The 19,645-nt window shown below is 61.2% G+C and carries 18 protein-coding genes and 1 pseudogene; 12 read left to right on the top strand and 7 right to left on the bottom strand.

Features of this window, described 5'->3' with window-relative positions:
• The first annotated feature begins 395 nt into the window (after positions 1-395).
• Positions 396-785, top strand: a complete 390-nt coding sequence (locus EN786_RS32310; protein WP_024505560.1) for a hypothetical protein — start codon at positions 396-398, stop codon at positions 783-785.
• Between the two features lie 189 nt (positions 786-974).
• Here EN786_RS32310 and EN786_RS32315 read toward each other — a convergent pair whose 3' ends face one another.
• Positions 975-1,220, bottom strand: a complete 246-nt coding sequence (locus tag EN786_RS32315; RefSeq protein WP_063169243.1) for a hypothetical protein — start codon at positions 1,218-1,220, stop codon at positions 975-977.
• A 301-nt stretch (positions 1,221-1,521) separates the two neighbouring features.
• Entirely contained in the window at positions 1,522-1,992 is a 471-nt protein-coding gene (locus EN786_RS32320; RefSeq protein WP_245454734.1) for a hypothetical protein, read from the bottom strand.
• A 599-nt stretch (positions 1,993-2,591) separates the two neighbouring features.
• Between EN786_RS32320 and EN786_RS38945 the strand changes: the two genes are divergently transcribed.
• Positions 2,592-2,840 (top strand): DUF6074 family protein, encoded by a 249-nt coding sequence (locus EN786_RS38945; RefSeq protein WP_063169245.1) that lies wholly within the window; start codon positions 2,592-2,594, stop codon positions 2,838-2,840.
• Between the two features lie 366 nt (positions 2,841-3,206).
• Here the strand turns inward: EN786_RS38945 and EN786_RS32330 are convergent, their stop codons facing one another.
• The 4 genes from EN786_RS32330 to panB all read right to left on the bottom strand — a co-directional run bounded on the left by EN786_RS32330 (position 3,207) and on the right by panB (position 6,491).
• Positions 3,207-3,839: an acyl-homoserine-lactone synthase gene (locus tag EN786_RS32330; protein WP_126057769.1), complete on the bottom strand. Its 633-nt coding sequence runs from the start codon at positions 3,837-3,839 to the stop codon at positions 3,207-3,209.
• Positions 3,840-3,931: 92 nt separating this feature from the next.
• A complete protein-coding gene (locus EN786_RS32335) occupies positions 3,932-4,651 on the bottom strand; it encodes a LuxR family transcriptional regulator (RefSeq protein WP_126057768.1) in 720 nt (239 codons plus the stop codon).
• 98 nt (positions 4,652-4,749) lie between these two features.
• Entirely contained in the window at positions 4,750-5,658 is a 909-nt protein-coding gene (panC, locus tag EN786_RS32340) for a pantoate--beta-alanine ligase (RefSeq protein ID WP_024505565.1), read from the bottom strand.
• Positions 5,655-6,491, bottom strand: coding sequence for a 3-methyl-2-oxobutanoate hydroxymethyltransferase (panB, locus tag EN786_RS32345; protein WP_126063927.1), 837 nt, complete (start codon positions 6,489-6,491; stop codon positions 5,655-5,657). The genes panC and panB overlap by 4 nt, the downstream gene beginning before the upstream one ends.
• Before the next feature lie 171 nt (positions 6,492-6,662).
• On the opposite strand from panB, the gene EN786_RS32350 reads away from it, so the two are divergent.
• The 10 genes from EN786_RS32350 to EN786_RS32395 all read left to right on the top strand — a co-directional run bounded on the left by EN786_RS32350 (position 6,663) and on the right by EN786_RS32395 (position 18,056).
• Entirely contained in the window at positions 6,663-7,625 is a 963-nt protein-coding gene (locus tag EN786_RS32350; RefSeq protein WP_126063926.1) for a hypothetical protein, read from the top strand.
• Between the two features lie 62 nt (positions 7,626-7,687).
• Positions 7,688-8,662, top strand: coding sequence for a quinolinate synthase NadA (gene nadA / locus EN786_RS32355; RefSeq protein ID WP_126063925.1), 975 nt, complete (start codon positions 7,688-7,690; stop codon positions 8,660-8,662).
• Complete coding sequence (locus EN786_RS32360) at positions 8,659-10,200, top strand: L-aspartate oxidase (RefSeq protein ID WP_024505569.1); 1,542 nt, start codon at positions 8,659-8,661, stop codon at positions 10,198-10,200. Before nadA ends, EN786_RS32360 begins: the two co-directional genes overlap by 4 nt.
• Position 10,201: 1 nt before the next feature.
• Complete coding sequence (gene nadC, locus EN786_RS32365; RefSeq protein WP_024505570.1) at positions 10,202-11,083, top strand: carboxylating nicotinate-nucleotide diphosphorylase; 882 nt, start codon at positions 10,202-10,204, stop codon at positions 11,081-11,083.
• Positions 11,084-11,257: 174 nt separating this feature from the next.
• Complete coding sequence (gene bioB, locus EN786_RS32370; RefSeq protein ID WP_245454882.1) at positions 11,258-12,226, top strand: biotin synthase BioB; 969 nt, start codon at positions 11,258-11,260, stop codon at positions 12,224-12,226.
• A complete protein-coding gene (locus EN786_RS32375; protein WP_024505572.1) occupies positions 12,223-13,362 on the top strand; it encodes an 8-amino-7-oxononanoate synthase in 1,140 nt (379 codons plus the stop codon). Before bioB ends, EN786_RS32375 begins: the two co-directional genes overlap by 4 nt.
• Positions 13,359-13,994 carry a dethiobiotin synthase gene (bioD, locus tag EN786_RS32380; protein ID WP_063169254.1) on the top strand — a complete coding sequence of 212 codons (636 nt, stop codon included), beginning with the start codon at positions 13,359-13,361 and terminating at the stop codon, positions 13,992-13,994. Before EN786_RS32375 ends, bioD begins: the two co-directional genes overlap by 4 nt.
• Positions 13,994-15,259: an adenosylmethionine--8-amino-7-oxononanoate transaminase gene (locus tag EN786_RS32385; RefSeq protein WP_126080683.1), complete on the top strand. Its 1,266-nt coding sequence runs from the start codon at positions 13,994-13,996 to the stop codon at positions 15,257-15,259. Before bioD ends, EN786_RS32385 begins: the two co-directional genes overlap by 1 nt.
• Complete coding sequence (locus tag EN786_RS32390; protein ID WP_126063924.1) at positions 15,256-16,239, top strand: beta-ketoacyl-ACP synthase III; 984 nt, start codon at positions 15,256-15,258, stop codon at positions 16,237-16,239. The genes EN786_RS32385 and EN786_RS32390 overlap by 4 nt, the downstream gene beginning before the upstream one ends.
• Positions 16,240-16,412: 173 nt before the next feature.
• Positions 16,413-18,056 carry an MFS transporter gene (locus EN786_RS32395; RefSeq protein WP_126063923.1) on the top strand — a complete coding sequence of 548 codons (1,644 nt, stop codon included), beginning with the start codon at positions 16,413-16,415 and terminating at the stop codon, positions 18,054-18,056.
• Between the two features lie 234 nt (positions 18,057-18,290).
• Here the strand turns inward: EN786_RS32395 and hemN are convergent.
• Positions 18,291-19,617 (bottom strand): annotated as a pseudogene (hemN, locus tag EN786_RS32400) (oxygen-independent coproporphyrinogen III oxidase).
• Between the last annotated feature and the right edge of the window lie 28 nt (positions 19,618-19,645).

Below are 19,645 nucleotides of genomic sequence, written 5' to 3' on the forward strand. Positions count from 1 at the left end.
GCACCACGCCGCAAAGGCGGTCGCCCGCTACAGCGCTAGTTGAAGAGCGCGCGGGCGACCGCCTTTGCTCTCTCCAGCGCTTCAGCTCTTGTCGTTGTTTATCAGCGGTTTTCGACCGTCGTCGACATGGATCAGCGTCATCTGGCGTTTGCGCCATCGCGGCGGCGTTGCAACGGGTCTGCCAAAGATGAGAAGGCCGCGAGGCAGGGTCCGAGACCTAGACTCCAACCTCATAGCGCGCTCGGCTCGCGTTCGGAAGGTTCGAACCGCAGCACGATCAGGTGGCGACACCGTTGGTCGGAACCGGAACCCGACGAATGATCGTTCGTGACCGACATCTGTGAACAAGCAGTATGTGTCATTGCAATCACCACCCGTTGCGCGGAAATGCCCATATGGCCGTGAATGAACTGGATTTGGTGATTTTCCAGATGGCGGTGGAAAGCGTCCGCTTGCTCTCTTCAAGCTTTGATGAGAAGGCGGCTGAGATAGCCACGAGGAGCCGTGGTAGCCTTCTTTTTGACGTGCGGGTGGACGGTGACCTGGAGGTCCAGCGAGTCGCAGCCATTGGATATCCAGGCGACAAGATCGGTGTGGTGGCATTGGACCGAGAGGGCCTTGTTAGCTGTTGTTGCCTAGTCAATGGCACCTTCTCACCTTTCATTGCACCGTTGGAGAACTGGACCAGCATGCCCCTTTCGATGCAGGCCCAGATCGATGTCACAGGCTATGCGAGGCTCCTTCTGGCCGCCTTGCGAAATGCTGGACATATGCTGGACAGGTAGCATCGCGATGATGTCTGTGATGAGATGGTGCAAACGGCTGGATGAGGCGATCGCTTGCTGGCAGCTTTGGCAACAAAGCGATCGGTGAGTTCGCAATGCTGGAACACGTCCTTTAGACTCTGCAGTTAAGTTAGCGGACTACCATCTGACGAATGCCCTCTGACAGTCTGCATGGCGCGGCATGCCCTCTTAGGAATGCAGCCGTGGTTCTACACCATCGGCTGTTTTTGTGTCGAAGGCGACGGGCACGCCATGAACGAAGGAAGCGGCCGCCAACAGTTCCTCCAACTCGCGGTCGGTGGCCTTGCATGCCGGCATTAGTGTTCGGATGGCGCGGATCGCCTGCGCCATGGAGAGAAAGCGGACCCTTCCCCTGGAAAGGACATAGGCTTCTGCGGCTTTTTCGACGGTGACGGTGTGAAACGAATTGGTCATGACGAATTCCTCCCTGAACCCTGACCAACCCGACTTATGGCACGAATTCGACCGCCTTCAAGCCTATGTCCGATTGCGGACAATAGCTGCGATTCGTTCAAAACCGCTGATGCTTTTGGGCGACCTGGTGAGGGGCAAGGAGACGTCGGCTGAACCCGTTTCAACCGACATGCTTCAGGCAGCGGCCAGGCCGAAATAACGCTGCTCCTCCTTGTCATAAGCGCCATGTGTGAGCTTTATCAATCCGGCACGGTCGATGATCGTGATCTCGCCGCGCTTGGCGTGCACCAGTCCTCGATACTCAAGCATTTGCAGGGCCGTGGTGACCCCGGGCGGTGGGCGCGAGCATGGTCGCCAGAAATTCATGCGTCGGGAGGATCTTATCTCCTTCCGCACGGTCGTGGACCATCAGCTGCCAGCGGGCCAGCCGTTCTTCGATCTTGGAGTGGCCATTGACCAGTGCCGTCCGGCATGATTGGACGAGGAACGCGTGGGCATAATCCAGCACTGAGGTGCGAAGCGACGGGCTAATCGCAGGGCGAAGGTTTTCAACCGGCAGGCGCCAGGTAGTGCTTTCCTTTCCGAGAATGACGGCAATTCCTTTCATCCCGTCATAGCCGACAATGCCGACTTCACCTTGCCGCCCGCCGGTCATGGTGGCGACCACCGACGCGATGCCCCTCTCGGGAAAATATACGTTCTTGATCGGCTGATGCGCGACCTCCAACTGGTCCTTGATGCCCGGTTCGACGTGATGCAGCGATGGTCGCAAAAGCGCGAAGTCCTGCGGGGTGAGGGCTTCAGCACCTGGTCGCGAAAGAGGGATCGGGCAAGGCTCTCTTCCAACGGGGCAAGAGCGCGTACGTCTTACTGTCGGCTGCACCGAAGTAAATGCCGGCCGATGCCAAAGCATAGGCTTCGAAACGCGCGATTGCAAAGCCCTGTCGGGGCAGTGCAGTCATGCTAGAAGTCGCGCCGCCTACGATAGGCAGCGGATGACATGATTCCCTTCTGCGGCGGCCACCAAGAACGGCTCGGGCACGCTTTAATCGTTCATACACAAGCTCGCAGGAATGTAAGCAGCGGAACAATCGGGTGATTCGTACCGCCCTGCCCTTTCAGAGATCAAGTCATTGGACGTCAATTCGGCTGGAACGCCTCGTCGAACGGCCCAGGAAAATGCAGCCGGATGAGCAATGGTGGTTCACCTTATGTGCGGTCCCGGATATGCGGTCCGGCGGCTCATCTCCCAATAGCTTGTCGATGGGGAAGTGGAACTCGTCATGTCGCCGCGAACCGTCACCGCGCTAGCGGGGCTCTTTTGAAGACGCCGGTGTTTTTCTTTGTGGAACTGAATCTGTGAGGTGATTGATGCATGAATCAAACATTTGCGTATTTCCGCTGCATCGGCGACGTATATTGGTCGAAAGTATCGCCCAGGCCCTCGAGACCAAGAACGGCGAGGCGGCGAGTGCGTTCTGGCGCTGTGCTGCCAAGAAAATGCTCATTCAATTGTCCGATGTAGGAATTGCGCCAGAGCTCGCTGCGCAGGAGGTTGGAAGCCTTCTTCATGCGGTCTTGGACGACATGGCCAACCGAACGGTAATGCACAAAGCATAGGCTCGGGCGCTGTTGGACCGCGCGTCAGCTCGGGTCCTTATCAGGGGACTGCTCCGACTGGCCGACGGTCCGGCCAAACCGGCATACCGGCAAAGGTTTGAGGTTGCGATCGCTCACGGCGGCCGGTCCAATATTCTAAGACGACCTCAGAAGCCACGTTGGCTTCTTTGGACGAAGCGGAGGGGCGCCATTTTGGCGTGCTCACGCTGGACTGCGGGTTGCGCCTACGGAAATCCAAAGTCCGGCCGCGCGAGCCAATCGACCGGAACAGTCGAAAGCTCGTGGGGGCGGGTCCGCTCACCCTCACGGCGGCGGTGGCGGCCGTGAGCAGACTTAACTCAAGTCACGGCTGAGCATCCGCAGGCGCTATGCCGATTGGATGAGAACTGGTTGCCACAACACCGGCCCGTTGAGGCGTCCCCTCCAGCGGATGCGCAAGAGACTGGCGTAGGAAATATCGAGGAAGCCGGCGACTGCCTCGGTGTTGCCGACCTGCTTGGGCTGTCCGATACGTGACAACGGCCAGGTGGCGAGACGAAGGATCCTTTCGATGCGCGTATCTGTCACCGTTACGATCCCGGAGAGATTGTTGGCCAAGCCGAATTCGATGATCCCCGCGAAGAGCTCGTAGGTTGCTTGGGCCAGGCCGCCAGCTGCCTTCGGCGCTGTCGCAGGGAGATCGAGCGCGAAACGACTACTCTCCCAGATATCGGCACTCGCAGGGACCACCATCTCATCCAGCAGCGTCGGAAACGTATCGCGCAACATTGTCGGTCCGGTGGTCGGCAAAAGGCGGACGCAGCCGCAAGTTCGCCAATCGGACCCCTTGAGAAGCAGGTAGACGGGGTTCAGGCTGTCAAACGGGTCCGTTTCCATTTCGCCTTCGGTCTGCACTTCCCAATCGAGCCGCTTCTTGAAAACCCGATACCTAAGTCCGTGCATTTCCTTGAGTTCGCTCGCAAACTCGGCGTAGCAGTCGGGTGTTATCAGCTGCATCATTGTCGTCTCCGTGCGGGATGTGTCCACGCAATCGAAGGGCAAAGCCGTCATGAATGCAGCCTGTAGACCTTTACAGCTAGACTTGGAGAGGATCAGGATCTCGCCCGAGCAGCCATCCGCACTACGGCCTGGTTGATGGTTCGCACGCCAAGCTTCGCCTTGGCGTTTTCCTGATGGAAGGTCACGGTGCGTTTCGAGACACCGAGAATCTGGCTGATATCCCAGGCCGACTTGCCGCACGCCGCCCATTTCAGGCACTCGAACTCCCGCCGGGTGAGCGTTATGCCATCTACCACGCAATCTTCGGCGAGCCTGCGCCGGGCATGGATATGAACGTTGATCGCAACCAGTTGCATTGCTTTTTCGTAGCGCGTCAGCGACCTCAGAAATGGCGGATGCGCCTCGTTGGAGGCGAAGGTCAGTGCGGCGAACCGGCCGCGATGATCATGCATCGACATGGTCAGTCCGCCGCGAATGCCGAACTCAGCTGCTTTTTCCAGGACTTCCTGCTGAGAGGTCGGCAAATAACGGTGATCGCGGTCCACACCCCAGTCGAAGGTATCCCAGCCCCGCAGTCCCCGCAGGATCACGGGATCCACGCTGTGGTAGCGCTGTTGCAGGTAATGTGATGTCCATGATGATGGATAATTCGAGATCAATCGCGGCCTGTCGCCGGAAGCGGATGGGTAGGTGAAATAAGCGAAGAGCGGAAAGTCGAACCCGGCTGCGGCGGACGCCATTGCCTCATGGAGATCGACGGCATCGACGCTTGCAGAGAGTTGCTCGACCAAGGTTTCAAATACGCGATGCATCTGCGCTTAGCGTACCTCGCGGAGGTTGCTGGAAGCCGACGGAGACGTGGTTCTAAATGATGGCCTGTCCCTGCAGGGCATACGACGCGCCGCCGTCATCACCGCAATTGCTGTGCTGCTTCCGATTGGAGAGAGCTCCGCCCACCTGACCAACTACCGATGGGTGATATTGCGACGTTATCGATGAGCCGCGTGTCGCCAAGCCAAGCCGCAGCAAGCAAGCGTGCCGGTCGGTCAAGGCTTGCTAACGATTGCAGGTCTGTTTCTCCGCGCAGCTCCAGGTATTCGAGCTCGCGATAGCCGGCAGCCAGAATTGCTGCACGCGCTTCATCAAGCGTAGGCAGGATGGGGGAGCCGCGTGCAAGCCGCTCGGCCGTATCGAGCAGGACCGATGCTAGTTTTGGGGCAATGGCGCGTTGGGCTGGGGAGAGCCGCACGTTACGCGACGATAGCGCAAGACCATCGGCTTCGCGGACTGTCGGACAGGGCACAATAGTGATCGGAATGTCGAGATCCCGGACCAAGCGCCTGACAAGCTGAAGTTGCTGAAAATCCTTTTCGCCAAAAAAGGCGAAGTCAGCGCCGGCCTGCAGGAAGAGCTTGGCCACGACCGTCGCCACGCCATTGAAATGGCCGGGCCGGAATGCGCCGCAAAGGCATTCGCTGATGCCGGACACTGAAACGGCCGTGGCGAAGCCCACCTGGTACATTTCCTCTGTGTCCGGCACATAGAGCAGATGCGTGCCCAGCAGAGCGAGCTTGGCAGCATCGTCGCTTTCCGTCCGAGGGTAGGCAATCAGGTCGGCGGGGCTGTTGAACTGCTTGGGGTTTACGAACAGCGTCACGATCACCCGCTCGGCCCTTTCGAGCGCCTTCCGCACGAGGCTCAGATGCCCGTCGTGCAAGGCTCCCATGGTCGGCACAATACCGATCGTGGCACCCGAGCGACGCCATTGCGCAACGACGCCGCGCAGCTCGCTCACGGTTCGAGCGATCGGCACGCTCATGTGAAGTCACCGGCCTTCAAGGCGTTGACATAGAGATGTTCGACCGCCGGAAAGTGCCGGTTCCGCACATCGGTGGCGTAAGCGGCGATTGCCGCCTCAGCCTGCTCACCGAGCTCGGCATAGCGTTTGACGAACTTCGGCCGAAATGAGGTGAAGAGCCCGAGCATATCGTGGCTCACCAGAATCTGGCCGTCGCAAGCTGGCGAGGCACCGATGCCGATTGTGGGTATGTCGATATCGGCGGTTATCTGCCGTGCAAGCTGCTCCGGTATCTTTTCCAGCACCAAGGAGAAGGCGCCCGCTTCGGTTACCGCCCTGGCGTCGCGCCTGATCCGCTCTGCATCGGCTCCCCGGCCCTGCACACGATAGCCTCCAAACGTGTTTACCGCCTGCGGCGTCAGGCCCACATGGGCCATGACAGGTACGCCGCGCGCGGTAAGGAAGCGGATGGTTTCCGAGATGGTCTCGCCGCCCTCGATCTTTACCGCTGAACAACCGGTCTCACCCATCACGCGCGCAGCGTTGCCGAAAGCGTGCTCTGGGCTTTCCTCGTAGGAACCGAAGGGCAGGTCGACGACCATCAGCGCGTGTTCAAGGCCGCGGCGAACGGCCTGTCCGTGCATGATCATCATGTCGAGCGTGACCCCCAGCGTCGACGACAGGCCGTGCAGCACCATGCCGACGCTGTCGCCGACAAGAACGATGTCGCAGTGGCGATCGAGCAGCCTCGCGACCGGCGTGGTGTAGGCCGTCAAGCATACAAGTGGCGTCTGGCCTTTTCGCGATCGAATATCTGGAGGAGTCATCCCTTTTATCTCACCAGCCGCGCTCAACCGAGGCCCCTTCCCTTACGTTACCAACAGCGGGTGTCGCGTTTGGCATATTTTTGTGCGACTGCGAAGAGCTAAAAACAGCGCTTGAGTACTCTGGTGTTGACGTGCTGGCTTCCAAGGTTACATTCAATCGATTAAGGCGCTCCGTTGGGCCAACCCGCTTTCGCAAACATGGATCCTCAGACAAGAAGAACCAAGAAAGGCAAAGCCGCCGTCAAAGCTGACGAAGCCAAAGTGGACCTGACTGCCGTCGTGGTCGCCGTAAACGACAGTGAGCCCTGTGTCCTCACAGTCGGTCATGCGGACACCCTCCCTTCTGGACCTTTTGCCCTTGAGCATCGATCACTGCAGTCGGGTTTGAGGGGGTGGGTGGAGCAGCAGACCGGCCATGCACTTGGATACATCGAGCAACTCTACACCTTCGCCGATCGCGATCGCATCGGCACTGAGCGCCACCAGCGCGTCATCTCAATCAGCTATCTCGCATTGACCAGGAAGGAACAGGCAACGAACTCGGCCGCGTGCGGCTGGCAAAGTTGGTACGAATATTTTCCCTGGGAGGACCACCGCTTCGGCACGCCGCCTGTGCTGCTCGATAGATTGCGGCCCCGCCTGATTGAGTGGGCCGGCGGCGCCAGCGAGCCGACCACTCAACGCGAGCGCCGGCAGCGCGCTGCGATAGCCTTCGGCTTCGACGACCGCCATTGGAACGAGGAACTCACGCTCCAACGCTACGAGTTGCTCTATGAAGCTGGTCTGATTGAGGAGGCCGGTGGCGGCAGGGACGCGATTGCGGCCGCGGCTGGCAAACCAATGGTCGCTGACCACCGTCGTATTCTGGCAACCGGGATCGCGCGGCTGCGTTCGAAGATCAAATACCGGCCGGTCGTGTTCGAGCTTATGCGGCCTTCCTTCACGCTGCTGCAACTGCAGCGAACCGTGGAAGCTTTGGCTGGCAGGCTGATCAACAAGCCGAACTTCCGGAGATTGGTCGAGCAGCAGGAACTTGTTGAGGAGACCGGGGAGACCTCCCTCGACACGGGCGGCCGACCGGCGAAGCTTTATCGCTTCCGGCATGCCGTCCTCGACGACAGGGCTATCGCCGGGACAAAATTACCGCTGGCGCGGGCTTGACATACTTATAGTCAAGGTAGATATATTCCCTTATTGTCAAACCGAATATAATCGAGGCGCCAATGACTGGGGCGTTACCTATGGCTGCGTCCCTGTATGAGCGTGTCCGGCGGGTGATCCCACCCGTTGAATGGCTCGCGTTCGCCGGCGATATTGAAGCCATCTTAGCGCTGAAGCGTGAGCGCAATGCGGTGGTGCTGGCGCACAATTACCAGACGCCCGAAATTTTTCATTGCGTGGCAGACATCGTCGGCGACAGCCTGGCGTTGGCCCACAAGGCGGTGACGGTCGACGCCGACATCATCGTGGTTGCCGGCGTTCATTTCATGGCCGAGACGGCAAAACTGCTCAATCCGAACAAGACCGTGCTCATCCCGGATCTCCGCGCCGGCTGCTCGCTGGCCGAATCGATCACGGCAAACGACGTGCGGCTAATGCGGCTGCGGTATCCGGGGGTCCCCGTTGTTACTTACGTCAACACTTCCGCCGCCGTAAAAGCGGAGTCCGACATCTGCTGCACGTCCGGCAACGCCAAGGCGGTGGTGGAATCGCTTGGCGTGGCGCGTGTGCTGATGCTCCCGGACGAATATCTGGCGAGGAACGTGGCAGCCGATACAGACGTCGAGATCATCGCCTGGAAAGGCCATTGCGAGGTGCATGAGCGCTTCACCGCAGCAGACATCCGGGAACTGCGCGATGCCCATCCAGGCGTCATCGTGCTGGCCCATCCAGAATGCCCACCAGACGTTGTCGCGGAGGCGGAGTTCTCCGGCTCGACCGCGGCGATGTCGGATTATGTCGAGCGTGAGAAACCGACGCGTGTCGTCCTTCTGACCGAATGTTCGATGAGCGACAACGTCGCGGTCGCGCATCCCGACGTCGAGTTCGTTCGCCCATGCAATCTGTGCCCGCACATGAAGCGCATCAACCTGGCCAACATTCGCGCCGCACTCGAGCAGAACCGGCATGAGGTCCGGATTGATCCCGAAATTGCCGGCCCCGCCCGCCGCGCGGTCGAGCGCATGCTTTCCCTATGAGTCTGGAGGTTCGCGACATCGCCGGGGCGCCGGTCGTCATCGGCGGCGGCATTGCCGGCCTGATGACGGCGCTTCATCTGGCGCCGGAACCGGTCGTGCTTTTGACCAACGCGCCGCTTGGAACCGGAGCCTGCAGTGAACTTGCCCAGGGCGGTCTTGCGGCAAGTCTCGGGGGCGACGACGGCCCAGATTTTCACCTTTGCGACACGATAGCTGCCGGCGACGGACTCTGCGATGAGGCCACGGTGCGGCGAGTGGTACGAGCTGCACCCGAAGCGATTAGGACGATCCAAAGGTTCGGCGTCGACTTCGACCAGCACCCTGACCGCGCGTTGCGACTTGGGCTCGAGGCGGCACACTCGCGACGGCGAATTGTGCATGCAGCCGGCGACGCCACCGGTCGCGAGTTGGTGCGCGCGCTCGTCGCCGCGGTTCGGCGTACAGCCTCGATCACCATTATCGAAAATGTGGAGGTCCGCCGGCTGGTCGTGCAGGACGGGTCGGTCATCGCCGTGGTCGCAGCAGGACGAGCCGGCGCGCTCGCTCTGCCCACGCGTCGCGCGGTGCTGGCGACCGGCGGCGTCGGCGGGCTGTTTTGCGACACGACAAACCCCGCTGGCTCATGGGGTCACGGGCTGGCGCTCGCCGCATGGGCGGGGGCGGAACTCGCCGACTTGGAATTCATACAGTTCCATCCAACTGCGCTCGACGGTCCGCGCCGGCCGATGCCGCTGGTGAGCGAAGCCGTGCGTGGCGAAGGCGCGGTGCTCATCGATGAGCGAGGAGAGCGCTTCCTCGCCGACACACCTGGCGGTGAACTTGCGCCTCGCGACGTCGTAGCGCGCGCCATTTGGCACCAGCTTGCCGTTGGACGCCGCGTATTCCTGGACGCACGGCAAAGTCTCGGCCCGAGATTTGGCAAGCGTTTTCCAGGCATCGCCGAATTGTGCCGGAGCGCAGGAATCGACCCCGCGACCGACCTGATCCCGGTGCGCCCGGCGGCACATTATCACATGGGCGGCGTCGCCGTAGACAGCGCCGGCCGCAGCTCCATCGAGGGATTGTGGGCCTGCGGTGAGGTGGCCTGTACCGGCCTGCACGGCGCCAACCGCCTGGCCAGCAACTCGCTCACCGAAGCGGCGGTCACCGCGAGCTGGGTTGCCGAAAGCGTTGCCGGCACGTCGTATACCCGGCGACCGCGCAGATGCTCCACATTCGTCCCTCCACGACCAGACGCTTCCGTGGTCCGCCCGATTGTCTCCGCCGCCCTGGGTATCATCCGCGACGGCGAGGCAATGCGCGAAGCGGTGGCGACCCTGCTGCCGATCGCAGCCAATAGTGTCGCTGCCTCTGGTCCGGCTTTGGTCTCACTGATGATCGCCGCGGCGGCCCTGAGGCGGGAAGAGAGTCGAGGCGCGCACTGTCGGTCCGATTTCCCGCTCCACGATGCCAACGTGCGCCCATCACGGCTGACACTGCACAGCGCAATGCGGGCCGCGGCCGCACTCGATTGCCGGGCTACCATACGGAGCACTTGATATGACTTCATTCTCCCCCCTCCCCGCGACCCTGATCGAACCGATTGTGCGCGTTGCGCTCCTCGAAGACCTGGGCAGATCCGGCGACCTGACCACCGATGCGGTTATCCCGTATGATTGCACTGCCACGTTGGTGCTCAAAGCGAGGCAGGCGGGCGTCGTTGCCGGGCTCGATCTGGTCTCGTATGCCTTCCTTCTCGTGGAACCGGCGATCAACATCCAGATCTGGCGCCCTGATGGCAGCGAGGTTGGGGCCGGGGAAACCATTGCAAGATTGTCCGGACCCGCACGAGGCCTGCTCACGGCCGAACGCACGGCCCTCAATTTCTTATGCCGGCTGAGCGGCATTGCCACTGCCACAGCGGCCATGGTTGAGGCCGTGCGCGGTCACAAGGCGAGGATTGTATCGACGCGAAAGACGACGCCCGGGCTGCGGGCATTGGAGAAATACGCCGTGCGCGTCGGCGGCGGTGCCAATCACCGGTTCGGCCTCGATGACGGCGTGCTCATAAAGGACAACCACATCGCGATCGCCGGCGATATCCGCACAGCAATAGAGCGGGCGCGCGCCGCAGCAGGGCATATGGTGAAGGTCGAGGTCGAGGTCGACACGCTGAAGCAGCTCGATGCAGCGCTCGCGATTGGTGTTGACGCGGTGCTGCTCGACAATATGTCGGTCGAGGATCTTGCCCGCGCGGTTTCTATAGTGGATGGCCGTACGATCACCGAGGCGTCCGGTCGGGTGATGCCGAAAACGGCGGCGGCGATTGCGGCGACCGGTGTCGATCTCATCTCCATGGGTTGGCTGACGCACAGCGCCCCGATCCTCGACATCGGCCTGGACATGCCGGACCACCAGAACATCTGCAAGCACTTGAACTGAGGATTACGGCGTGAGGAGCAACATCAGCTCGGCAGGCGTAGGAGGTGCTGGAAAGACGTGCCGCAGCTCGCCTTTAGCGAGTGCGCCCCAAAGCCAAGAAGGCGTACCGGACTAGCAAACAAAGGTTTGACGATGACGATTGGAATGAACTCGGAGTTCGACGTGAACCAGACCATGCAATCGGTCGATGGAACGCCTCCGCGATGGAACCGCAAAGAGGCCGAGGCCATCTACGGCATGCCATTCAACGATCTGCTGTTCCTAGCTCAGACGATCCACCGCCAGAACTTCGATCGAAACCGAGTGCAGCTGTCGCGGCTCCTTAGCATCAAGACCGGCGGGTGCCCCGAAGATTGCGGCTATTGCAGCCAGTCTGCGCATTACGAAACCGGTGTGAAGGCGTCGAAGCTGGTGGACGTCAAGCATGTCATCGACGAAGCGGCCATGGCGCGTGATGGCGGCGCAACGCGCTATTGCATGGGCGCGGCGTGGCGAAGTCCCAAGGAGCGCGACATGGAGGTTGTGGTCGCCATGATTGAGGGCGTCAAGGCCCTCGGCATGGAGACCTGCATGACGCTCGGCATGCTCGATCTTGAGCAAGCTGCTCGCCTGAAGCAGGCCGGTCTCGACTACTATAACCACAACATCGATACCTCTGAGCGCTACTATGGCGAGGTTATTTCAACCAGGACTTTTGCCGACCGGCTGGAAACGCTTGGGCACGTGCGCGCGGTTGGGATGAAAGTCTGCTGCGGCGGCATTGTCGGGATGGGAGAAGAAAAGACCGATCGCATCGACATGCTGGTCACGCTCGCGAACCTGCCCGAGCCGCCGGAAAGCGTGCCGATCAACATGCTTATTCCCATCGAAGGCACGCCGCTTGCCGCGGCCGACGCCATCGATCCGATCGATTTCGTCCGCATCGTTGCGCTCGCGCGGGTGATGATGCCGAAATCCTATGTAAGGCTGTCCGCCGGCAGGACGGCGATGAGCGACGAAACGCAGGCGCTGTGCTTCTTTGCCGGGGCCAATTCGATCTTTGTCGGCGACACGCTGCTGACGGCGGGAAATCCCGGCGAGGACAAGGATACCCTTCTGTTCCGGCGCCTCGGCATTGAGCCTATGGAACTCGCCACGCAATGAAGGAGGCAATTCTTGCCCGCTATGACGCAACCTTGCGGGGACTGGGGCGCAAGGACCGGTTGCGGACGCTCGCACCGCGCGCCGGGCTCGACTTCTCGTCGAACGACTATATCGGACTTGCCGCCTCCAAAAGACTGGGCGATGCGGTTTCGACGGCGATTGCGCGGGGCACGCCAGTGGGCGCCACCGGATCGCGGCTGTTGCGCGGCAATGCACCGGAACATGAGCAACTGGAGGCGGACGCAGCGGCATTTTTCGGAGCCGAGCGTGCACTGTTCTTCGGCAGCGGCTATATCGCCAACTTCGCTCTGCTGACGGCCCTGCCGCAGAAAGGCGACCTGCTGGTCCTCGACGAGCTCGCTCATGCCAGCATGCATGAGGGTGCCCAGGCCGGGCGCGCTGAGTTCAAGCTGGCCGCGCACAACGACGTCGACGCTGTCGAGGACGCAATCACCCGCTGGCGCGCCGAAGGCGGCATGGGGCGGGTGTGGATCGCCTTCGAAAGCCTTTACAGCATGGATGGCGACCGTGCGCCGATGGAGAGCCTGGTCGCGCTGGCTGATCGGTACCAGGCATTCATCGTCGTCGATGAAGCGCATGCCACCGGCGTCTGGGGACCGGACGGCCGGGGACTGGCCGCCGCGTATGAAGGCCGCGACAACATCGTCACGCTCCACACATGCGGCAAGGCGCTTGGCGCATCCGGCGCGCTCGTTACCGGACCGCGAACACTGTGCGACTATCTTATCAACCGGTGCCGGCCATTCATCTATGCGACCGCACCATCGCCGCTGATGGCAGTCGCGGCACGTGAGGCGCTGACTATTCTGTCTGACGAGCCTATGCGTCGTGCTCAGTTGCACGAGCGTGTCGCTTTCGCGAGCCGGCAATTGGCCGAACGCTGCGGCGTGATGCCCAGCGGTTCGCAGATCCAGCCGCTTGTGATCGGCGATAACAGCCGCACCATGGCGGTGGCGGCAGGACTGCAGGCACGCGGCTTCGACATACGCGGCATTCGCCCGCCGACAGTGCCTGAGGGTACGTCGCGCCTGCGCATTTCGCTGACTCTCAACGTCGACGAAGCCGACATTTCCGCCATGGTCGAGGCTCTCGTCGGAGTGTTGGCCACAGCATGACCAAACGCATCGTCGTCACCGGAACAGACACTGGAATTGGCAAGACAGTGTTTTCGGCCGGACTTGCCGGGCTGCTCGACGGCTTCTACTGGAAGCCGGTGCAATCGGGCCTCAACGAGGAGACCGACAGCGAGGTCGTCGCCCGGCTTTCCGGCTTGCCCGACGGACGCGTGCTGCCCGAAGTCTATCGACTGACGATGCCGCTGTCGCCGCATCGATCAGCCGAAATCGACGGCGTCGCGATCGAGGCCGACGATCTTTCATTTCCGGTCCTGCCGACACCGCTCGTCATCGAAGGCGCCGGCGGGCTGATGGTGCCGCTCAATCGACAGACAAGGTTCATTGACATATTCGAACAATGGCGGCTGCCGGTCATACTGTGCGCCCGCACCGCGCTTGGCACCATCAATCATACGCTGTTGTCGATCGAGGCCCTGAGAGCCCGCTCCATCCCGCTCATCGGCATTGCCTTCATTGGCGAAGAGGTGGCCGATACACAAAGGACAATCGTGGAATTCGGCGGCGTGCCGCAGCTGGGCAGGCTGCCGCACCTCGGTCCGCTGACGGGTGAAACGTTGAGAGATGCAATGATTTCCGGCTTCGACCTGGCCATGATTGCCGGAGGCGACTGATGGCGGAGTCTCGAGTCTGGCATCCGTTCACGCAGCACGCGCTAGAGCCCTCGGTCCCTGAAATCGTGCTGACTGAAGGCGCCTATCTCCACAAGGCCGACGGCTTCCGCATCCTCGATGCGATTTCTTCCTGGTGGGTCGTCACCCATGGCCATCGCCACCCCCGCATCATGAAGGCCATCGAGACGACCGCGTCGAGCCTCGACCAGATCATCTTCGCGGGCTTCACCCACGAGCCGGCCGAACGGCTGGCCGAGGCGCTTATCGGCATCGCACCCGCCGGCCTCGACCGGGTGTTCTATTCCGACAGTGGCTCCACCTCAGTCGAAGTCGCGCTGAAGATGGCGCTCGGCTATTTCCGCAACATCGGCGCGCCGCGTTCGCGCATCGCCGTCATGGAGCACAGCTATCATGGCGACACGATCGGGGCGATGAGCGTCGGCGCCCGCGGCGTCTTCAACGCCGCCTATGATCCTTTGCTGTTCGAGGTCGACGCCATCCCCTTCCCGGCCGCCGGGCGCGAGCAGGAAACGCTGGATCGGTTCGAGGCCGTTAGCCGCGACCGGCGCGCAGCCGCGCTGATCGTCGAGCCGCTGGTGCTTGGCGCCGGCGGCATGCTGATGTATCCGGCCTGGGTTCTTGCCGAATTGAAGAGGATCGCCGAAGCCTCCGGCACGCTGCTGATCGCCGATGAAGTGATGACCGGCTGGGGGCGCACCGGAACCATGTTTGCCTGCGAACAGGCGTCCGTCTCGCCCGACATCTTGTGCACCTCGAAAGGTCTGACCGGTGGTACCATCCCGCTGGCCGCCACGATCGCCACCGATGCCATCTTCCACGCTCACTTTTCGGAGGATCGCAAGAAGACGTTTTTCCATTCGAGCTCCTACACCGCCAATCCGATCGCCTGCGCGGCAGCACTTGCCAATGTCGAGATCTGGCGTGACGAGCCGGTGGCCGAGCGGATCGCGGTCTTGAGCGCGAGGCAGGCCGCCGGGCTGCAACGCTTCCGGGTCAATCCATATTTCACCGACTGCCGGACAACCGGCACCATCGCGGCACTCGACCTACGCACCGGCTCAGCCGGTTATCTGGCCGAGATCGGGCCAAAACTGCGCGCTTTTTTCCTTGAGCGGGGGCTACTTGTGCGCCCGCTCGGCAATGTCCTCTATCTTCTACCGCCCTATTGCATCACCAGCGACGAATTGGGCGGGCTCTATGACGCGATAGAGGAGGCCGGCGAACGCTTCGGCTCGCGGCCATGAACCTATCGTCGCGCGTTCTCGGCTTCGGCCATCATGCGCCGGCGCGCAAGGTCGAGAACCCGGAAATCGAAGACCGGCTCGGGCTTGAGCCCGGCTGGATCGAGCGGCGCACCGGAATTCGCTCGCGCTTCTGGGCAACAGACGAAGACACGCTGTCGGGCCTTGCCGCCTCTGCCGGCGACATGGCGCTGACCAATGCCGGTATCGACCGCGGCGACGTCGGTCTACTCTTGCTCGCCACGTCGACGCCCGATCACCTTCTGCCGCCAAGCGCGCCGCTGGTCGCACATCGGCTGGGGCTAGGCCGCGCCGGAGCGATCGACCTGACCGGCGCCTGCGCCGGCTTCATCTATGCGCTGATGTTCGCCGACGGGTTCACCCGCCTGCACGGCAAAGCGAGCCTTGTCATCGCCGCCAACATCCTCAGCCACCGCATCAATTTGGCCGAGCGCGCCAGCGCCGTGCTGTTTGCCGATGCCGCCGGCGCCATGGTGATCAGTCCTTGCGATGACCCGGATCGAGGCATTCTCGGCGCTTCGGTGGATTCCGACGGCTCGCGCTACGGGCTAATCCAGATTCCCGCCGGGGGAAGCAACACTCCGTTCCATGCCGACCTCGACCTCGCGCAGACACGGATGACGATCACTGACGGCCGTGAAGTATTCAGCAAGGCCGTGGAGATGATGACCGCCTGCTCGAGAGATGCGCTCACTGCTGCCCGACTGAGGCCGCAAGACCTCGATCGTTTCGTGCCGCATCAGGCCAATGCGCGCATTTTCGACGCGGTCGGCAGGAACCTCGGCATCGCTGATCACTCGATCGTCAAGACGATCGCCGAATATGGCAACTCTTCCGCCGCGACGATCCCGCTCTCATTGTCGCTGGCCCATCGGGCGCAGCCGTTTCGGCCTGGCGAGAAAGTCCTCTTGGCGGCAGCGGGTGCGGGTCTCAGCGGCGGCGCGCTTGTGGTGGGAATTTAGCAAAGCAATGCTTGCGCACAGGACTGCTCATGAATGAGACTATGAGAATGGCTCAATACGTAAATAGTCGCCGGCAAGCTCCATAGAGCTGGGTTCCGTGCGGTGCTCCGCGATGTCTAAGTATCGACCCGCTTGCTCAAATCGCAGCGCTCATCGAAGGCCAGCAATACCTCATGCAGAGCGAAAATCCTCAACCGCCCGTTTCAAAGACGCTCGCCCCATTTCGAAACAAGGTGTTTCGCTCAATTTGGGCGGCCACCCAGATTTCCAGCCTCGGTTGGCTAGTGCAAACGGTCGCCATCAGTTGGCTTATGGCAACGATTTCAGCGTCCGACCTCATGGTGGCACTCGTCCAGGCCGCATCCACATTGCCGGTGTTCTTCCTCTCAGTTTTCGCCGGAGCCATTGCCGACAACTTCAGCCGCCGGTGGGTGATGTTTGCGGGACACTGCCTGATAGCATCGGCGTCGACGACGCTGATGATTTCTGTGGGTCTGGGATTTGTCAGTCCTTGGCTGATTCTCGGGTTAGGTTTCCTGGCCGGCTGCGGCTTTGCCTTGAATGATCCGGCTTGGCACGCTTCGGTCGGCGATATCCTTCACAAACGCGACATTCCGGCCGCAGTGACGCTTATGTCCGTCGGATACAACATTGTGCGCAGCGTTGGTCCGGCCTTGGGGGGCGTGATCCTGGCCGTCTTTGGGCCGCTGGCCGCTTTCGCCTTGGCTGCGGTGAGTGATCTGGCGCCCATAAGCGCGATATGGCGCACCAAATGGGAGGTCCGCTCTTCGCCTCTCCCTCGTGAGAGAATGACGACGGCAATTCATGACGGAGTGCGCTTTACTGCGATGTCTTTGGAGATCAGGGCAGCGACCGCCCGAGCCGCTCTTTTCGGATTGGCAAGCATCTCCATTCTGGCGTTGCTCCCCCTCGTCGTCCGGGATCAGTTGAAGAGTGGGCCAATTGTCTACGGTATCTTATTGGCCGGCTTCGGCATGGGTGCTTTCATCGCGGGCATGGGCAACGGCTTCTTGAGGAAGGTCACGTCTCAAAACAGGCTGGTGGCCTTCGCCTCTGTGGCTTGTGCAGTCTGTTGCCTCTCCCTTGCCCTTACATCGTCGATTCCTGTGGCGGCCATTTCGCTGGCGCTCGGCGGAGCGGGTTGGCTTATCACCTGGACGGGCATTGACGTGTCGGTGCAGTTGGCAAGCCCAAGGTGGGTTGTAGGCCGCACGCTCTCCATTTACTACGCCTTGAGCGCAGGCGGTATGGCTGCTGGCAGCTGGATCTGGGGTTCTGTCGCGCAAAACTATTCCTTGACCTTAGCATTGGAGGGCGCCGCAGGCGCTCTGTTGCTGGTTGCAGCAGCGGGGATCGTGTTGCCGGTCCGTCCCTGGGAAGAAACCGATCAAGAAAGTTCAGTTTTTCATCCGCCGGACGTGGCTCTCGATCTGAAACCCAGAAGTGGCCCTATCGTGGCCAAGGTCGAGTATTTGATATCGGAGGAAAATATCGAGGCCTTTCTGGGCTCCATGCGCACGCGGCGACACGTCCAGAGCCGTGCCGGTGCACGAAACTGGACGCTCCAGCGAAATCTGCAAACACCGTCACTTTGGACGGAGACATTCCGCACCCCCACCTGGATGGACTTTCTCCGCCTAAATCATCGACTCACCGCAGCAGATAAGGAAGTCGCCCAGCATCTCCTGTCACTGCATGAAGGAGAGGTGCCTCCGCAGACAGTGCTTTCGATTGAACGGACGACCGAGGCAATTCGTACCCGTACCTCGACAATCTTTTCTCGTCCTCCAAGATGACGCCATCAAGCTGCTGTCCAGGGACAGGGTGGATCACCGGTGCTTTGCAGAGCACAGCCTCACACCGAGAGCAGCGTGCTCCGGGTTGTGCGCTTTCGCGCGCACCCAGGCGAGATGATGGTGAACGCGGCGTCAAGTGGAAGTCCCCTGCATACGCTTGCGGAGTCTTCTGCGAGAGCCCATGCCGACGAGCGCCAAACAAGGTTTGATGCCTTTCGGCGTCGTGGCCTCAACTCATCGATTCGCGAGAAAAGCATCGAATGCAGCAGCAACGGCGCGAACAACAAAGCGGTGCTCCGGCCGCACGCGGATGAAGCCGTTTTCGACGTCCAGGATCCCCTCCTCAGCCAGCGTCACCAAACTCTCAACTGAATCGAGAAAACGAGCTGGTTCGATTTCGTGGGCGGCACAGATGGTCGGCACGTCGGCCTCCAAATCGCACATCAGTCGCTCGATGATCGCTGCGCGCACCCGGTCATCGTCGGTCAGACGGTGACCCTTTGATGTCGCCAGACGTCCACTTGCGATGTGCCGGGCGTAAGAATCCCGTGTTACTTCGTTCTGAACATACCCCTCGCGGACTCGGCCAATAGCCGACGCGCCTAAGCCGATCACGTTTTGCAAGTATCGGCCGAGTATCCCAGCGAATTACGCCGTAGGCGCGCCCGGTCTTCTGCGCTAGCGCGAGTTCGTCGTCCGGCGGAGCGAAATGATCGAGCCCGATCTCCCGGTAGCCAGCGCCAACCAGTGTCTCGGCGACAGCTGCAGCCTGTTCGGCGCGAAGATCGCCGTCCGGTAGACCTGCCTGCTCGATAGGCGCTGGTTCTTTATCACGGAAGGAATATGCGCGTATCCGAACACCGCAAGCCGGTTGGGGCGCATGGCGACCGCAGCCATCGCGGTCTGGATGCAGGACTGCACAGTCTGTTTCGGTAGACCGAAGATGAGGTCGAAGTTGATATGGCCAACGCCATGCCGGCGGAGATTTTGGACTGCAGCGGCCGTCTGCACCTTACTCTGGATCCGATTGATCGCCTTTGCACATCGGGATCAAAGCTCTGCACGCCGATGCTCGCGCGGTTGACACCGTTAGCTGCCAAGGCTTCGGCCATTTCCGGTGTGAACGTTCGGGGATCGATCTCCACGGTGATCGCAGCAGTTTTGCTGAAAGCGAAGTGGCGGCGTAGAAATTCCATCAGCGCCAAGTGCTCGGCTGGCCCGATAAGGTGAGGCGTTCCGCGCCGAAATGCACATCGCTCACCGGCAGCCCTTGCCGCACTTGCTCCGACACCAAACTGATCTCCTGACGCAGCACCGCTAAATAATTAAGGATCGGGCCGTTGCGACGGATGACCGCGGTAGGGAAGCCGCAATACCAGCACATGGATCGGCAAAACGGAATGTGGAAATAGAGCGACACCGATTCGTCGGCCGGGAGGCCCCCCAGCCATTCCTCATAATCGTCAGCACCAACTGCCGCAGAGAAGTCTGGCACAGTCGGATAGATGGTATACCAAGGCGGCCGGGGGTCCCGGTACTTTGTCAGGATTGAGGTGTGCAAGGAGCTGTCATCCCACGTCGCTGATCCA

This window comes from Mesorhizobium sp. M4B.F.Ca.ET.143.01.1.1, assembly GCF_004792275.1.
Lineage (GTDB): Bacteria > Pseudomonadota > Alphaproteobacteria > Rhizobiales > Rhizobiaceae > Mesorhizobium > Mesorhizobium abyssinicae.